At 38.0% G+C, this 15,043-nt stretch carries 12 protein-coding genes; 2 read left to right on the top strand and 10 right to left on the bottom strand.

What is annotated here, in order from left to right; genetic code table 11:
* Positions 1-4: 4 nt before the first annotated feature.
* The 8 genes from H5115_RS03865 to argC all read right to left on the bottom strand — a co-directional run bounded on the left by H5115_RS03865 (position 5) and on the right by argC (position 8,372).
* Positions 5-517, bottom strand: coding sequence for a hypothetical protein (locus H5115_RS03865; RefSeq protein WP_182753746.1), 513 nt, complete (start codon positions 515-517; stop codon positions 5-7).
* A gap of 1,005 nt (positions 518-1,522) precedes the next feature.
* The gene (locus tag H5115_RS03860; RefSeq protein WP_024604428.1) at positions 1,523-2,056 is read right to left on the bottom strand and encodes a hypothetical protein; all 534 of its coding nucleotides are present in this window, start codon (positions 2,054-2,056) and stop codon (positions 1,523-1,525) included.
* Positions 2,057-2,071: 15 nt separating this feature from the next.
* The gene (locus tag H5115_RS03855) at positions 2,072-2,278 is read right to left on the bottom strand and encodes a hypothetical protein (RefSeq protein ID WP_024604427.1); all 207 of its coding nucleotides are present in this window, start codon (positions 2,276-2,278) and stop codon (positions 2,072-2,074) included.
* A gap of 259 nt (positions 2,279-2,537) precedes the next feature.
* Positions 2,538-4,403 carry an argininosuccinate lyase gene (gene argH, locus H5115_RS03850; RefSeq protein ID WP_149602222.1) on the bottom strand — a complete coding sequence of 622 codons (1,866 nt, stop codon included), beginning with the start codon at positions 4,401-4,403 and terminating at the stop codon, positions 2,538-2,540.
* Between the two features lie 51 nt (positions 4,404-4,454).
* Positions 4,455-5,657 carry an argininosuccinate synthase gene (locus H5115_RS03845; RefSeq protein WP_007377844.1) on the bottom strand — a complete coding sequence of 401 codons (1,203 nt, stop codon included), beginning with the start codon at positions 5,655-5,657 and terminating at the stop codon, positions 4,455-4,457.
* Positions 5,654-6,586 (bottom strand): ornithine carbamoyltransferase, encoded by a 933-nt coding sequence (locus tag H5115_RS03840; RefSeq protein WP_002958764.1) that lies wholly within the window; start codon positions 6,584-6,586, stop codon positions 5,654-5,656. Before H5115_RS03840 ends, H5115_RS03845 begins: the two co-directional genes overlap by 4 nt.
* Before the next feature lie 7 nt (positions 6,587-6,593).
* Positions 6,594-7,361 carry an acetylglutamate kinase gene (gene argB / locus H5115_RS03835; RefSeq protein ID WP_182753744.1) on the bottom strand — a complete coding sequence of 256 codons (768 nt, stop codon included), beginning with the start codon at positions 7,359-7,361 and terminating at the stop codon, positions 6,594-6,596.
* Positions 7,362-8,372, bottom strand: a complete 1,011-nt coding sequence (gene argC, locus H5115_RS03830) for an N-acetyl-gamma-glutamyl-phosphate reductase (protein ID WP_024596072.1) — start codon at positions 8,370-8,372, stop codon at positions 7,362-7,364.
* A gap of 223 nt (positions 8,373-8,595) precedes the next feature.
* Between argC and argE the strand changes: the two genes are divergently transcribed.
* Positions 8,596-9,747 carry an acetylornithine deacetylase gene (argE, locus tag H5115_RS03825; RefSeq protein WP_182753742.1) on the top strand — a complete coding sequence of 384 codons (1,152 nt, stop codon included), beginning with the start codon at positions 8,596-8,598 and terminating at the stop codon, positions 9,745-9,747.
* A 50-nt stretch (positions 9,748-9,797) separates the two neighbouring features.
* Here argE and H5115_RS03820 read toward each other — a convergent pair whose 3' ends face one another.
* Positions 9,798-10,730 carry a hypothetical protein gene (locus H5115_RS03820; RefSeq protein WP_182753740.1) on the bottom strand — a complete coding sequence of 311 codons (933 nt, stop codon included), beginning with the start codon at positions 10,728-10,730 and terminating at the stop codon, positions 9,798-9,800.
* A 75-nt stretch (positions 10,731-10,805) separates the two neighbouring features.
* Positions 10,806-12,191 (bottom strand): DNA repair protein RadA, encoded by a 1,386-nt coding sequence (gene radA, locus H5115_RS03815; RefSeq protein WP_182672976.1) that lies wholly within the window; start codon positions 12,189-12,191, stop codon positions 10,806-10,808.
* A gap of 364 nt (positions 12,192-12,555) precedes the next feature.
* Between radA and H5115_RS03810 the strand changes: the two genes are divergently transcribed.
* Positions 12,556-15,033 carry a PilZ domain-containing protein gene (locus tag H5115_RS03810; RefSeq protein ID WP_182753738.1) on the top strand — a complete coding sequence of 826 codons (2,478 nt, stop codon included), beginning with the start codon at positions 12,556-12,558 and terminating at the stop codon, positions 15,031-15,033.
* Positions 15,034-15,043 lie beyond the last annotated feature (10 nt).

Raw genomic sequence — 15,043 nt, 5'->3', positions numbered from 1 at the left:
TGCCTCAGCGATCTAAACTTAACCTTCTAAAACACCTTAAAAGCTTGTTTAAGCCTAAAACATCCTTATTGATGATTAATACCAATGCCATTGTAAAGTCGACAAAATACATCACGAATGTGTAAATTGTCCAAAACCACCAATAGTAAAGAGTACCAACGATTACAATGTCGTAATGCATACCCAGGAATAGACACGCATTAATAAATAGACCAACAATTACATAGACAAAAGCAATGGGGACAGGATTTTTACATACAGCTCGCCAAAGTAATAACGTACCTATGGTAGCAAAATCAAAATAAAAGTAATTTAAGTGAGGAGTCGAAGTTCGAGGATCCATAAAAAGACTTGAAGTATAAGAAACCAGCATAATGAATGATAACTGTAGCTGGCTTTTATCTGCCTTATTTATACTTGCCGATAGATTATATAAAAATGAAATTAAAAAGAACCAAGTAAATAATAGCCCTATATTATCGCCTAAATCGACAAGACTCCAGAGTAGGTCAGCCATCAACTGTCCTTTTCAAACTAGTAATCAAACCATTTCTAAATTTCATCAAGTATAAAAAATCTTTGTTTATAAAAAATATAGCTACCATTATATAATCCGCAGCGTTGACCCCTATCGTGTAAGCATTCCAAAGCCACCAGTAGCTTGTATTATTTGATATATAGATGTTGTAATGCATGAGAAAGTGTAGAGCTGAGTTTATAGCTAAACCAGTGATAATATATAGATAGGTAATACCATCATGCCAGAGCCGCCTAAGGGAAATTATAACTAGGAGAGTTAAAATATCGGAAAACAAAAAATCTAGACAAGTTACCGTATCCATATTTGTAAATATACTAAACGAATATGAAACACTCATAACCAAAGACAAATACACTCTTTCTTTATTAGGCTTATTAATCGAATGAGCAAGGGAGTACAAAAAGGCCATAAGGAATCCCCATTGTACAAAGGCACCTATGTACAATGACACTGTTGGACTAACCAAAAGTTCACTCATTTTTACGACTTTTTTAAGTTTAATTTGAAGGCTTTTAAATGTAGCATCTGTATAATGTTCCTATTGAGTACTAATGAAAGCATCATTAGAGTATCTATAGAGTTAACCCCTATCGAATAAAAACTCCAATACCACCAAGGCTCAATATTATATAGAACGTATAGGTCATAATGCATTATGAGGGTGAGTACAGCGTTTGTTGTAAGCGAAATAATGATAAAATCAAAAGCTTTCGAACATTTGAGTACTTTAAGATACTTTAAAATAAACAGAGCTAAAATTGTAATAAAATCGTAGAGCGCCCAATTTAAATATAAACTTTCTAATAAGTTTATGTAACCACTAGAAATATATGAGCAGAGCATAAGCGCAGATAAATAGACAGGAGATTTATTCTCTTTATTTATACTGGATGCTAAGCAGTATAAGAAGGCCATTAAAAAGCCCCATTGAGAGAAAGCTTCTACATAATCCATTAGGGCTTCAGTAACGTACATTTTAAACTAGGTTACTTTATGGATATCGTTTGACTTGAAGTAGTTGAGAGTTTTATTTTTTAATTTATGAAGACCGAGAAAGTCTCTATCAACAATTAACGCGACAACCATTGTTAAGTCTATTACATTTACACTATAAAGATAAATATCCCATAGAATCCAAGGCTCTTGATTACCATAAATATAAACATCTAAATGCATAAATAACACAAGAATCATATTTATGGAAAGACCTGTAACTAAATATAAGAGAGAAGTACTAGAACGCTTTACTACACTATAAGCAATTATTAAACTAGCAATAGTAATAGCATCATGTATAGCCCAATCAAAATAAGTTGTATTGTAATATGATATCCAGGTATAAAGATAATCAGTTGCAGAATAAGAAACCATCATAATAAATGAGCTGATTAGTAAAGTCGTATTTCTTTTAACACCTAAACTATAAACAAAAATGTTAAAAAAGAATGCCATCAAAAAAGCCCACATAACCAAGGCTGATAGTGAAAAAAGACCAAACAGCTCAAATAAAAACATCGAATACCTATATAACTATTTTGGGCGAGAACCAGTCCCACCAGAAAGTAATGAACCACCACGCTGTAAATCAGTACTCGCAGCACTCATAGCCTCTTGAGAGATACTCACTGTATCAGATTGCAGGGTTTTAGGGCTAGCAGTTTGTTCCATTGCAGGCTTTAATTGTTGTGTTTTGTTGTATGCTTGCATTTGTAATTGGCTATTAGCTGAAACTTGCATGTGATTGATCCTTGTAAAAGTTTTAATTATATTTGGTGCAACTTTTAACCACATTATTATGTAGATAAATGCATCACCTGTTTTAAGCAGTGATAGCTATTTTGCTATCTATCTTATACAAAGCAACCAATGTGCCAACTTTTTTTGACGCATTAAAATTCACTCAAAAAATATAATCAAACTAAACAACTCCGACCAGTTTACTGCAAATATAAAAAAACGCACAGGGATAACCGTACGTTTTTTGTATCCAGGGAGTTTAAGCTACGTATTTACACGGGATCTCCGCACGTGTACTTAGCTTCAAAATATATTCCATTGCTACTTCGTCACAATTTTCTTTACGAAGGCAAAGTTCACAATCTTTCATTACTTTTTCAGGCAAAGAGTCTTTGCTACAAAAAGTAAAACGTTGTTGTTCAAAAAAATCGGGGACACGGGTCAATACAATAACTCGGTTAAGTGCCAATTTTTTGGCTTTAGCAAGTAGGTGCTCTACAAGCTGTCTACCTTGCCCCGTCACTTTACTTTTTGGGTCTATACCCAATGAGCGTATTTCAGCAAGGCCGGTATCGTAAATGTATAACGATGCACAACCCGACACTTTTCCATTTATTTCAGTAACTGCAAACTCGTTAATAGAGTGCACCATATCGCTTTTTGCACGAGGCAGGTTTTCGCCTACCGTTGCCCAGTGCTGTATAAGTGTGGCAATTGCCTCTACATCATCTAAATTTGCATCACGTACCGTTATTTGCTGTTTTTTTTTGGCTTCTTTAACAGCATTAGTTACTTGCTCAATAGACGTCCCGCCAAGCGCTTGACGCGCTTTTATACACGCATCAATTTCAAGTACTGGGTAAACGTCATCTTCAAATACAGTGTTTACTGATTTGTACTGCTCAAGTGATAGCTCCTCAAGCGTTTTACCTTCGCTAATCGCAAGCTGTACAAGTACACCCACAATGTGATGCCCTTCTCTGAATGGCACACCTTTAGCAACTAAGTAATCAGCAAGTTCGGTGGCATTAGCGTGGCCGCCTTTTGCCGCTGCTAACGTTTTATCACCATTTACTTTTACGCCTTTAATACACGCTTGCGCCATATGAATACATGCAAGCCATGTTGGCATAGCGTCAAACAGGCCTTCTTTGTCTTCTTGCATATCTTTATTGTATGCAAGTGGCAGCGCTTTTAACGTCATCATCATAGCGCTAAATGCACCAAATACACGTCCGGTTTTACCGCGAATAAGCTCGAGTGCATCAGGATTTTTTTTCTGAGGCATGAGCGATGAGCCTGACGTTACGTTATCAGCAAGCTCTATAAATCCGGCTTCACCCGAATTATAAAAAATCAGATCTTCAGACATACGAGATAAGTGAATCATCGAAATAGACGCACAACTTAAAAGATCTAACACGAAGTCACGATCAGATACGCCATCAAGGCTATTTTTTGTAGCCGCTGTAAAACCTAATCCGTGGGCTAATGCTTGGCGATCAATCGGATAAGCTGTACCTGCTAATGCACCACTGCCTAATGGGCAAAAATTCATACGCGCTTTAGCATCTTGCAGGCGGCTTTCATCGCGCTCTAGCATTTCTACATACGCCATACACCAGTGGCTAAACAATACTGGTTGTGCGCGCTGTAAATGCGTGTAACCAGGTAATATTGTGCCAAGCTCTCGCTCTGCAAGCGCTACAAACTCGCCTTTTAGCTGTGCAATGGCATCTAGTAAATGATCGGCTGTATCACGGCACCATAGTCTAAAATCGGTGGCAACTTGGTCATTACGGCTTCGGCCTGTATGTAATTTTTTAGCTAAATCACCTACTTTTTCAATTAGAGCAGCTTCAACATGTGAATGAATGTCTTCTGCACCTGAAGTAGCAACTGATTGTGGATCAGCTTTAACTTCTTCAAGTAGCTCATTTAATGCAGCAACTAATTTTGTATGCTCATCACTTGAAAGTACATTTACCTGTTCAAGTGCACCAGCCCATGCCACAGAGCCAATAATATCTTGCTCTGCTAACTGGTAGTCAAAGGGAAGAGAGTCGTTAAATTGCTTAAACGCCTCATCTGGACCCGTAGAAAAACGTCCGCCCCATAATGCCATGAAATCTCTCCAAACCCTGTAGTGCCCCTTTTATAAGGGGCTATAAATAATTTACTTTTTAGCCAATGCTGAAATTCTGCTTGAAAGCGAGAATAAACGAATAAAGCCTTCAGCGTGTGACTGGTCATATACATCATCTTCGCCAAATGTAGCAAATGCTTCGCTGTATAAGCTATTTGGTGATTGCTTTTGAACCGCAGTTACTTGACCTTTATATAGCTTAAGTACCACTTCACCTGTTGCCACTTTAGAAAGTGCTTCTGCACCGGCTAAAATAGAATCTTTAAGTGGTGTAAACCAACGTCCGTCGTACACTAAATGTGAAAATTCACCACCTAGTACTTCTTTCCACTTACGGCTTGCTTTATCAAGCACTAGCTCGTCAATGGCTTGAAGCGCAGCCATAATTACTGTGCCACCTGGTGTTTCATAACAACCGCGTGACTTCATACCTACTAAACGGTTTTCTACAATATCAACACGTCCAACGCCATGAGGTGATGCAATATCGTTTAATTTAACTAAACAGTCATATGGTTTAAGTTCTTCGCCATTTACAGCAACCACTTCGCCTTCAACAACTTTTAAAGTTACTAGTTCTGATTTATCTGGTGCTTGCTCTGGAGAGTTAGTCCAAGTCCATACTTGCTCAGTTGGTTGACACCATGGATCTTCAAGCTCACCACCTTCGTGCGAAATATGCCAAGCGTTAGCATCACGGCTATAAATTTTTGTAGCAGATGCTGAACACGGAATGTCACGCTCTGCTAAGTAATCAAGTAATGATTCACGACTCGATAAGTCCCACTCACGCCATGGCGCAATTACTTTTAAATCTGGAGCAAGGGCTGCAAAACATGATTCAAAACGAACTTGGTCATTACCTTTACCAGTACAACCATGAGAAAGTGCATCAGCACCTACTTTACGTGCAATTTCAACTTGTGCTTTAGCAATAATAGGACGCGCCATAGACGTACCTAGTAAATAAGTACCTTCGTAAATCGAGCCCGTTTTAAGTGTTGGATAAATGTAATCACTTACCATTTCATCTTTTAAATCAACTACGTAACATTCTGAAGCACCTGAAGCGATTGCTTTAGCTTCTACGCCTTCAAGTTCTTCTGCGCCTTGACCTACATCAGCTACAAACGCAACAACTTCACAACCGTAGTTTTCTTTTAACCATGGCACGATAGCCGATGTATCAAGACCACCTGAATAGGCTAAAACGACTTTTTTAATTGAACTCATAGGTGTTCCTTAACAAAATTTGGATTTAGTAATGTAACTAGCAAAGCATTTTGCGCGTGCATGCGATTCTCTGCTTGTTGAATAATTTTCGATGCTGGACCATCCATTACCTCAGAGGTAATTTCAAATTCACGGTGTGCCGGTTGGCAATGTAATACCGTAGTTGCACCTGTTTGATCTAGCAATGCCTGATTTAATTGATAAGGCATATATTTTTCTTTAACTTGCTCAAGCGGTGTTGTATCACCCATTGATACCCATGTATCTGCATATACAACGTTTGCACCCACAGCCGCTTCAACACGGTCACTTACCATCACTGATGCGCCATTCATTGCTGCTATTTGCTCAGCCTTTTTAAGAATTTGCGAATCAGGCGAGCTACCTTTTGGCGTTACGGCAACAAAATCAGTGCCAAGCGTTGCCGCTAAAAGCATTAATGAATGAGTTACATTATTGCCCTCACCTAAGTAAGCTACTTTAAGCTCGCTCACATCGCCGTGAACTTCTTGAAGCGTTAAAAAATCAGCAAGAGCTTGGCATGGGTGGTATAAATCACACAAACTATTTACTACCGGTACTGATGCGTATTCACCTAATGTAGTTAATGTGCTGTGCTGATTTACGCGCGCAACAATACCATCGGCCCAAGTAGAAATATTAAGTGCGAAATCTTTAATTGATTCACGTGCACCCATAGCGCCATTTTGCTGATCTAAATAAACTGCATGGCCACCAAGGCGGTTAATACCTATATCAAACGATAAGCGAGTACGTAAACTTTGTTTTTCAAACAATGTTACGATTGATTTTCCCGCTAATACATTGCTGTATTTTTCTGGTTTTGCTTTTATATCTTGCGCTAACTTTAATAAATTAAGTGCGCCTTCTTGGTCTAACTCTAAACCCGTTAAAAAATTCTCAAACATAATAAACCTATGGTGTAATCTTAGTTCCGACATGCTCGCCTTGTAGCAGAGCAGTTAACTTTTCTGGCTTTTGCCAGCTGGAAATATACACACCGCGTCGTAAATGTTGGGCAGCGTGAAGGCTGGTCTTAACTTTGACCTCCATCCCGCCCACAATTACTCCATTTGTAATTAAAGTATCAATGTGTTTTGTGTCAAGTTGATGTAACGGCTGTTTATTTTCGTCAAGCACTGCTTCAACATCCGTCATAAAAATAAGCTCAGCATTTAAGTTACTAGCAATAGCCGCTGCTGCTTCATCTGCATTTACGTTGTACCAAAGCCCTTGCTCATCAAAGCCTATAGAGCTAACAATGGGTAGGCGACCGATTTTAAGTAAATCATTAACAATAGAATCGTCGTTGCTTTTACATTTACCCACTAAGCAAAGCGCTTTTAGCTTTTGAGTGGCAGTAACACCTGCCTCAAAAAGACTTAAGCCAACAGGCTTGTGCCCAGCACTAATAGCTTGAGTCATTAATTGTTTATTAGCGCAACCTGCGAGTGCTCCGACTATATAAGGCATTTGCTCTGCTGGGCTAATACGTAATCCTTGGTGTTTAGCACTGGCAAAACCCGCTTGTTTTAACCATGTATCAACTAAAGCGCCACCGCCATGTACAATGACAAATTCATCATTTGTTTGCTCATTTAATACATCAAACAACGCCTTTGCTGCATTTTCTGTATTAAGTACTGCACCACCTAGTTTAATTACCCACGTTTTTTTACTCATTTAAAACGCTCCTTTTAATCCAGTGGTATGATCTAAATTCATAGAAATATTAATACACTGCAAAGCTTGTCCAGCAGCGCCTTTTAATAAGTTATCAATAGCAGACATCACAATTAACTGCGTTCCTTGTTGCTGCCAGCCAATATCAACAAATGGCTGCTTAGCTACACCTTTAATTGAAGGTACTTTATCGCCTAATAAACGAATTAATGGCTCGCTTGAAAGTACTTGATAAGCCGATGCAACGTTTTCCTTGGTAACGCCTGGCTTAAGCTGTACATAAATAGTTTCTAAAATACCGCGCGGAAAATTACCTAAGTGCGGTGTAAACAACACTTTGTGGCCAAGGTGTTGTTCAATTTCAGGGCCGTGGCGATGGTTAAACAAACCATAAGGTGCAAGCGACACTTCACAAAAATGTGTTCCTACACTAGCTTTACGCCCTGCGCCTGTAACGCCCGAAACCGCATTAATAATAATACTTTCGCTGCTCAATAAGCCTGCTTGCTTAAGCGGTTTTAGCGCATTAAGCGCTGCTGTTGGGTAACAACCTGCAACAGCAATTAGCTTTGCATTAGCGATAGCATCATGGTTCCACTCAGCTAGACCGTAAGCCGCTTCATTTAAAAGCTCTGGATGTTGATGCTCAAAACCATAGTAAGTAACGTAGTCGTCATTGCTTGCTAAACGATAGCCACCAGATAAATCAAATACCTTTTTACCCATAGCTAAAAATTGCGGCGCTAGATCAACACTTACTTTGTGATCGGTACATAAGCATACGTAATCAGCATCACTTTGAATGTCATCAAAAGCTGATACGCTAAGAGGAAGTAAAGGGCAGTCTAGTAAGCCAAGGTGCTCCGGGTATAAATCACTTAGCAATTTATTTTTATCTAAGCTACCCTCTGATACATAACAGCCTGTTAAAGTTAAGTTTGGATGCTTAGCAACTAAACTTGCTAACTCTGCGCCGCTGTATCCGCTTGCGCCAATAATCACTACATTCATTTGTTACTCGTTATCTTAAAATTAATTACTACTTATCTATAATGTTCGCTTAAACTAGCTTAGACGCTAATTAAGTCTTTTTTATTAATGAATTTTGATTATCGTCGCATTATTTTCATGGCGTTACTTTAATATATTTATGCTTAAAAAGTGAATTGATATTCATCATAAATACTTTTATATTGTTATGCAATTAAATTGAATAATAATTTTGGATTTTTTTATGCCTTTGCCTTCGTTTATTTCCATGTACCAACAATTGATTGCAGCCCCTTCTATTAGTGCTATTGAAGACAACCTGTGTATGAGCAATAAAAACGTAATCGAACTCCTAGCCAGTTGGTGCGAAACAATCGGTTTTACGTGTGAAATTATAGAATTAGAAGGAGGTAAAGGGCGCTATAATTTATTAGCAAAACGCGGAGAAGGTGATGGCGGATTAATGCTAGCTGGTCATACCGACACAGTGCCTTTTGATGACAGTCGTTGGAATCATAATCCATTTAAACTTACCGAACTCGATAACAAATTGTATGGGCTAGGAAGTATTGATATGAAAGGCTTTTTTGCTTTTGTATTACAAGCGATTAGTGAACTTGATGAAAAGCAGCAAACTCAGCCTATTTTAATTCTTGCTACCGCCGACGAAGAAACAACGATGGCTGGTGCACAACAAATATGTAAGCACCCGAATTTAAAACCTGCGCGTTGTATAATAGGCGAACCTACTGATATGACGCCAGTATTTATGCATAAAGGCCATATGAGTACAGCAATAAGAGTGGTTGGTCGCTCTGGGCATAGCTCCGATCCCGAACGTGGTCTTAACGCCATTGAAGTAATGCATAAAGTGATTACAAAATTGATGATCTTAAAAGAACAATTAAAGCATAAGTATTCAATAAACCACTTCGAAATCCCTTACCCAACATTAAACTTAGGTAATATTCATGGCGGCGATAACGCGAATAGAATTTGTGGTTGCTGTGAAATGCATATAGATATGCGCCCATTACCAGGTTTAAGTGTACAAGAACTACAAGCATTAGTACTCGATGCAACGAAAGAGATAAATCAGCAATACCCAAATGCGGTGAGCGTTATTGATTTACATGAACCAATACCGGCATTTAGTGGTAGCACCGACAGTGCTTTAGTAAAAATGGCTGAAAAAATAGCGGGGCAAAAAGCGGTCGCGGTAAATTACTGCACTGAAGCGCCGTTTATCCAGCAACTCGGTTGTGAAACGATTGTAATGGGCCCAGGCTCAATTAACCAAGCACACCAGCCTGATGAATTTTTAGCGATGGAAAAAATAAAACCATCACAACAAGTAATCACTGATCTTATAAAAGCAAATTGCTTTAGCGAATAAGATTACAATAAAGGCCCCAATTGGCGCCTTTATTAATACAGAACTAAGGCCTAATCACCTTTAACTTCTAAGTTAATAAACTTAACTAGTTCTTCAGGTTGCCCTACTAGCATCATAACTTGTTGGTTAATTTCCATCATAGTTTTACCTTCAGGTAGCTTTGCAGACACACTGAATGAATTTAAACCTTTCGCAAAGCTGGTTAAAGCCTCTGCAATATCTTCAGTTACAGGAGCTTGTTGTAACTGTTGCTCTAGCGTCATTTCCATTTGCTCAAGCGTCATACCTTGCTTTTCAAGCTCGCTTGAGAGTAAATCTTTTAATTTACCTTGGTTATTTAAGGCAAAGCTAACATTACGCGGCTCTAATTTACTCATTGCTTGCATAACAAGTGTTTGCTGCTGTAATTCTTGTTCATACGTCAGCGGTTGATCACCGGCTTCTTGCTGCGCCTTGCTAATAGCCAATGAAGCATCCATTAACGCTTTTGAATTAGCTAAACCCATATCCATATTAAAACTAACAATGTCTTTTGCATCAAGTTTAACTACTACATCACTATTGCCAGACTCTTCATCGTAATCAAGTGATGAATGTAAGTCGTAACTTGCCGACGCTAACATTTCGTTTGTATCAGCTGGTAATTTTGATACGAAGCTTTTATCAAACTGAAAGCTTTTTACATCAAATGATGTATGTGGTGATATTTTATCCGGCTCGTAGCCAGTTATTTCAATGCTTTGAATATTAGCAACATTGTCACCTTCAGGGCTTATTACTTCCATGTTTGTTATTTCTACACTCTTTGAAATAACACTTGCCGATAAACCAGCGTATTTAAATGTAGCGCCAGTTTGCTCGCTTACTAAAGCAAGTTGCTTATCTACTTTTGCACGCACTTCTTGAGTTGCTACGTAGTTTGCGTAACTAACACCACCCACGCCTGCGGCCACAAGAGCTGCAACTATAACTAATTTTTTCATGTCATTTCCTTATTTAATTCTTTCTATAAAGTGTCTCAACTTAAGAGTAACACTGAAGAACATCACCGATAAGTGTTAATTAATCAAACTAAGTAACTCATGTACAGTTTTTACAGGGGTAATTTTAGCGCCTAGCCCTTCCATCGATTTATGGTAATTGCGAAATGGAATATATATTTCTGTAAAACCATGTTGTGCAGCCTCTTTAACACGCGGTACACCACTGTCTATTGGGCGTACATCACCGTTTAAGCTAAGTTCTCCCATAATACACGTGGTACGAGGTACAACAAATTCGTTTAAACTGCTAAGTAACGCGGTTACTAATGCTAAATCGATGCAGGTTTCTGTCTCATCAATTCTTAAACCACCCACAATATTAAAAAACGTATCGTGAAATATTTTAGTTTTAGTATGCTTACGTAATATACCGGTCAGCATTTTTATACGATTCATATTTAAACCAACACAAACACGCTGCGGAAATTCAGCTTCTGTTTCGGTAGTTAAACATTGAATCTCAAGCAATAAATTACGATTCCCTTTACGAATACAGGTAATAGTAGAGCCAGGTGAGTCGGTGGTTGAACCCGATAAAAATATTTCACTTGGATTATCAACGCTTAACATCCCACGTTCACACATTTTAAAAATGCCAACAGTATCAATATCACCAAAGCGGTTTTTATTTGCCCTAAGGGTTCGTATTTGCCCATCGTTGGTATCTATGTGTAAAAGCGCATCAACAATATGTACAAGTGTTTGAGGGCCTGCTATTTCGTTATTTTTATTTACGTGAGCAATAATGAACATGGTTACATCATTTTGCTTACAGTACTGAGTTAATGCTTGGGCGGCGCTTTTTACTTGCGAAGGCGAACCTGGGCTACCATTTGCCGTATCGGTTACAACAGCTTGAATAGAGTCAATAACAGCAAACTTAATTTTATTTTTCTCGAGCTCTTCGATGATGGTTTCAACGCTCGTTTCTGAAAGTAAATAAAGCTCTTCCGGGTTATAGTTTAACTTTAAACGATTTACCCTGTTTTTAAACTGCGATAAAGATTCTTCTGCCGTACAGTAAAGTGACGGCATCCGTTGTGACATTCTCGCCACTAAGTCAGATAGCAAAGTTGTCTTACCCGCCCCCGGATCGCCCGAAATTATATTAACAGAGCCAGTAGTCACCCCGCCGCTTAGTACGCGATCAAGCTCGCCGATTTCAGTTAGCTGCTTTTCAGCCTCTGATGTAGCAATATCATTGATTTTTTTAGAGCCACCACCAACACCACCAGCATAACCACCAACGTTCGCTCGTATTGATGCTTTTTTACTGTGCCCTGCTGAAGGCTTAAATTCCGCTAATGTGTTCCACGCACCGCAGCGACATTGACCCTGCCAACGTTGATAGTTCATGCCACATTCGGTACAAACAAATTCTACTTTTGCCGCTTTAGCCATTGATAACTTTACCTACTATTCTTTAATTAAAAAAAATTCTTACTATTAAGCGCTTATTTTGCCATTTCAGGCATTTACTTAGCAACAAACTCTTGCCTGCTTAAAAATCTAGCGTCACAATCAATAAATACACATGGTGTTTCTTTTTAGCTATAATTTAGGGCATACTTTTTGCTTTGTAATAGTTTAAAGTAACTTGCCAATAAAATGGCAAATAACACATACATAACAAGAGCTAAACAGTAGTAACTCAAATAATCGTACCTATATTAATAACATAGCGCGATTTAACGTTTATTGAACTTCTAATAAATGGACTTAACAGTATACCTACTTTTTCAATTAGACGGTGATGGTTTTATAAATGGCTGATGACATAATGCTCAAACACGAAGACCTCGTGAATGAGTTAAAAACATATTTAGGCAACGCTAAATTTGATCTAATTTTCAAATCAAAAACCGCAGGGTTAACTAAACCTGAGCAATTTTTAATGAAAATGGAAATGTCGCGTTTATCTCAGCCAGTGGCACGTTTTGTTGATCTTCGTGGATTAGTGACAGGCCAAGTAAAACCATATGAGCATAACGGCAAGCAACACTTTATGGATGACACAGCCATTGAAGTGTTTGAAAAAGCGCTTAAACAACATGGTGAATACACCTTAGCTGTTTACGAAGCCGTAATGAATACAGAAAATAACCACCGCGTATTACAAAAACAAGCAGCCGAAAAATCAGAGTTACAAGAGTTAGAAAATAACTTAAACACTGAAGTAATTAAGTTTGCCTCTTACGAGAGCCGCCGTGAAGAACGGATGAATTACTCAATAAAAGTAACGATTGATTACAAAGATAAAAAGAACATTGCTGCTAGCACCTCAGATATATCTTTAAGCGGTTGTAAAGTTAAGCTTGCAACGCGCTACTCTATAAAAAAAGGTGAGCTCATCGCAATGCGCTTAGTAGGCCTTGAGCAAGACTTTGAACTTGGCCTAAAAAACGGTATTCAATACGAAGTTGTTGCAGTAGAAAATATCTCTCGTGAATTTAATCACATCCGCTTAAAGCGCACTTATATAGAAAACAACGATGCCTTTAATGACTTTTTAGAAAGTTTTATTCATGGTAATAAGCGTCGTTATAAAGTAAATCTAGATAATACGCTCGATGCTGTAGTATCAAAGGGGTATGAGCAGTACTACATTCCTCGCGTAACGTCTTTATATGTATTTTTAAGTAAAAAAGATGAGCAATATTACCCAAGCCTTAGCCTTACCACTGAAAATAATATTTTTATTCAGCGCTACTTTACCGATGAAAGAAAAATACCGTGTTTGTACAATATACTTAATCATCAGCGTATTACACAATTACTAACTCAAATTACCGCAGTAAAAGAAGATTACCTCTATACATTTACACATATATCATCAGGTAAAATTTATTACTACTCAGCGACGCGTACAGAGTTAAATAACAACCCTAAATTACGTGATCTATTTTTAGGTTTTGGTAGCCAAAAAGAGAGCTGGCAGTGCTTTAAAATACAAATAATGCCAAGTCATCCAGATGATTCTTTTATACCGCTTTCACTACCTAATAGTGCCGGTGAAAACATAGAAAAATTAAATAAGCCACCTTCACCTCGTGTAAAAGGCCTTATAAAGGATGTTAAGTATATTGTTGTACTTACAAATATTGGCAATAAAACTGAACAAGCAAATTATAAACAACTTACTTTTGATAAAGCATTAGTAAATCAGCTTAAGCACTTTGGCCACGCAAAACACAAAACACCACCCTACTTAGATATTGTGCCACTTGAATACGTAAATTTACGCTCGCATAAGCGCTACCTTTATAAAACACCAGTTAGTGTTACTATTAATGATGAGGTATTTAACGGCTATACACGTGACTTTTCGGTAATGGGTTTGCAGTTAGAGTGCGAACAACCTGCCACATTTAAAAAAGGCGATATAGTACTTTTAGCATTCCCTGAACTTCAAAAAATAACTAAAAAGCATAAGCTTAGTGAACTAAAGTACGAAGTAATGGCCATCAGTAAGTCATTTACTACTATTAACCTAAAAGCAAATCGTATTGCTGATTTACCCCATGCTGGCGTGACCTTTTTCACTCAGCTAATAGAAGGTAATAAAGACAAACTTAAAGTATCTGAAGAAGCACCTAAAGTAGAAGGCTTATCTACCGCACTTAGAAATATGGTTACAAAAAGCGTTTGCCAATTTCCGCTATATTTACACAAAGAAGCTGCACACTTTAAAACCGGCGCAATTGGATATGGGTTATACGCCAGCCCTATGCACGTGATTTTGCAAAACTTTGGTTTATTAAGTAACAAAACTGACTTTTCGAGCATTCTGACCGAAGAGCAAATTATTAATGTAATAACACCAAATATTAAAGATCGCAGCCGCCAAGATGCACCGCTTGCTTTTACACTTGCTATTAACTTCGATCCTCGAAAAGGCAGTATTGAAGAGGCTATTGTTAGCCAATGCGCTTTAGGTGAAGACTACTCAAGCTTTTATAAACAAATTAGTAAAGGTATTACATCGCAACTTATATTCGTAATGCGTTTGTATATATCGCGCACAGGTCGCCCCGATACTGATTATCTTTCTAATGAGCTAAAATACGTAAGTCAGTACGCAATGCACAAAGCTAAAGATTTAGAAGAAGCCTTATGGGCCGTAGCTGGTGTAGGTGATGTAGTAGATATAACTGAAGAAGCGCTAAGCCATTTAGAACTAAAAAAAGAGCAAGTAGCACAAATGAGCCGCCGTAAGCTAATTTGGTTAAACCGCTTACGTTAAGCGGTTTAAC

The sequence above is a fragment of the Pseudoalteromonas sp. SR44-2 genome, from assembly GCF_014163745.1.
GTDB lineage: Bacteria > Pseudomonadota > Gammaproteobacteria > Enterobacterales > Alteromonadaceae > Pseudoalteromonas > Pseudoalteromonas distincta.
Note: the sequence above shows the minus strand (reverse complement) of the source record. Positions and strands in the feature narration are given on the sequence as shown.

Coding starts and splice junctions, on each gene's coding strand:
- H5115_RS03865 (WP_182753746.1), bottom strand. CDS start 517: ATGGCTGACCTACTCTGGAGTCTTGTCGATTTAGGCGATAATATAGGG.
- H5115_RS03860 (WP_024604428.1), bottom strand. CDS start 2,056: ATGTTTTTATTTGAGCTGTTTGGTCTTTTTTCACTATCAGCCTTGGTT.
- H5115_RS03855 (WP_024604427.1), bottom strand. CDS start 2,278: ATGCAAGTTTCAGCTAATAGCCAATTACAAATGCAAGCATACAACAAA.
- argH (WP_149602222.1), bottom strand. CDS start 4,403: ATGGCATTATGGGGCGGACGTTTTTCTACGGGTCCAGATGAGGCGTTT.
- H5115_RS03845 (WP_007377844.1), bottom strand. CDS start 5,657: ATGAGTTCAATTAAAAAAGTCGTTTTAGCCTATTCAGGTGGTCTTGAT.
- H5115_RS03840 (WP_002958764.1), bottom strand. CDS start 6,586: ATGTTTGAGAATTTTTTAACGGGTTTAGAGTTAGACCAAGAAGGCGCA.
- argB (WP_182753744.1), bottom strand. CDS start 7,361: ATGAGTAAAAAAACGTGGGTAATTAAACTAGGTGGTGCAGTACTTAAT.
- argC (WP_024596072.1), bottom strand. CDS start 8,372: ATGAATGTAGTGATTATTGGCGCAAGCGGATACAGCGGCGCAGAGTTA.
- argE (WP_182753742.1), top strand. CDS start 8,596: ATGCCTTTGCCTTCGTTTATTTCCATGTACCAACAATTGATTGCAGCC.
- H5115_RS03820 (WP_182753740.1), bottom strand. CDS start 10,730: ATGAAAAAATTAGTTATAGTTGCAGCTCTTGTGGCCGCAGGCGTGGGT.
- radA (WP_182672976.1), bottom strand. CDS start 12,191: ATGGCTAAAGCGGCAAAAGTAGAATTTGTTTGTACCGAATGTGGCATG.
- H5115_RS03810 (WP_182753738.1), top strand. CDS start 12,556: ATGGCTGATGACATAATGCTCAAACACGAAGACCTCGTGAATGAGTTA.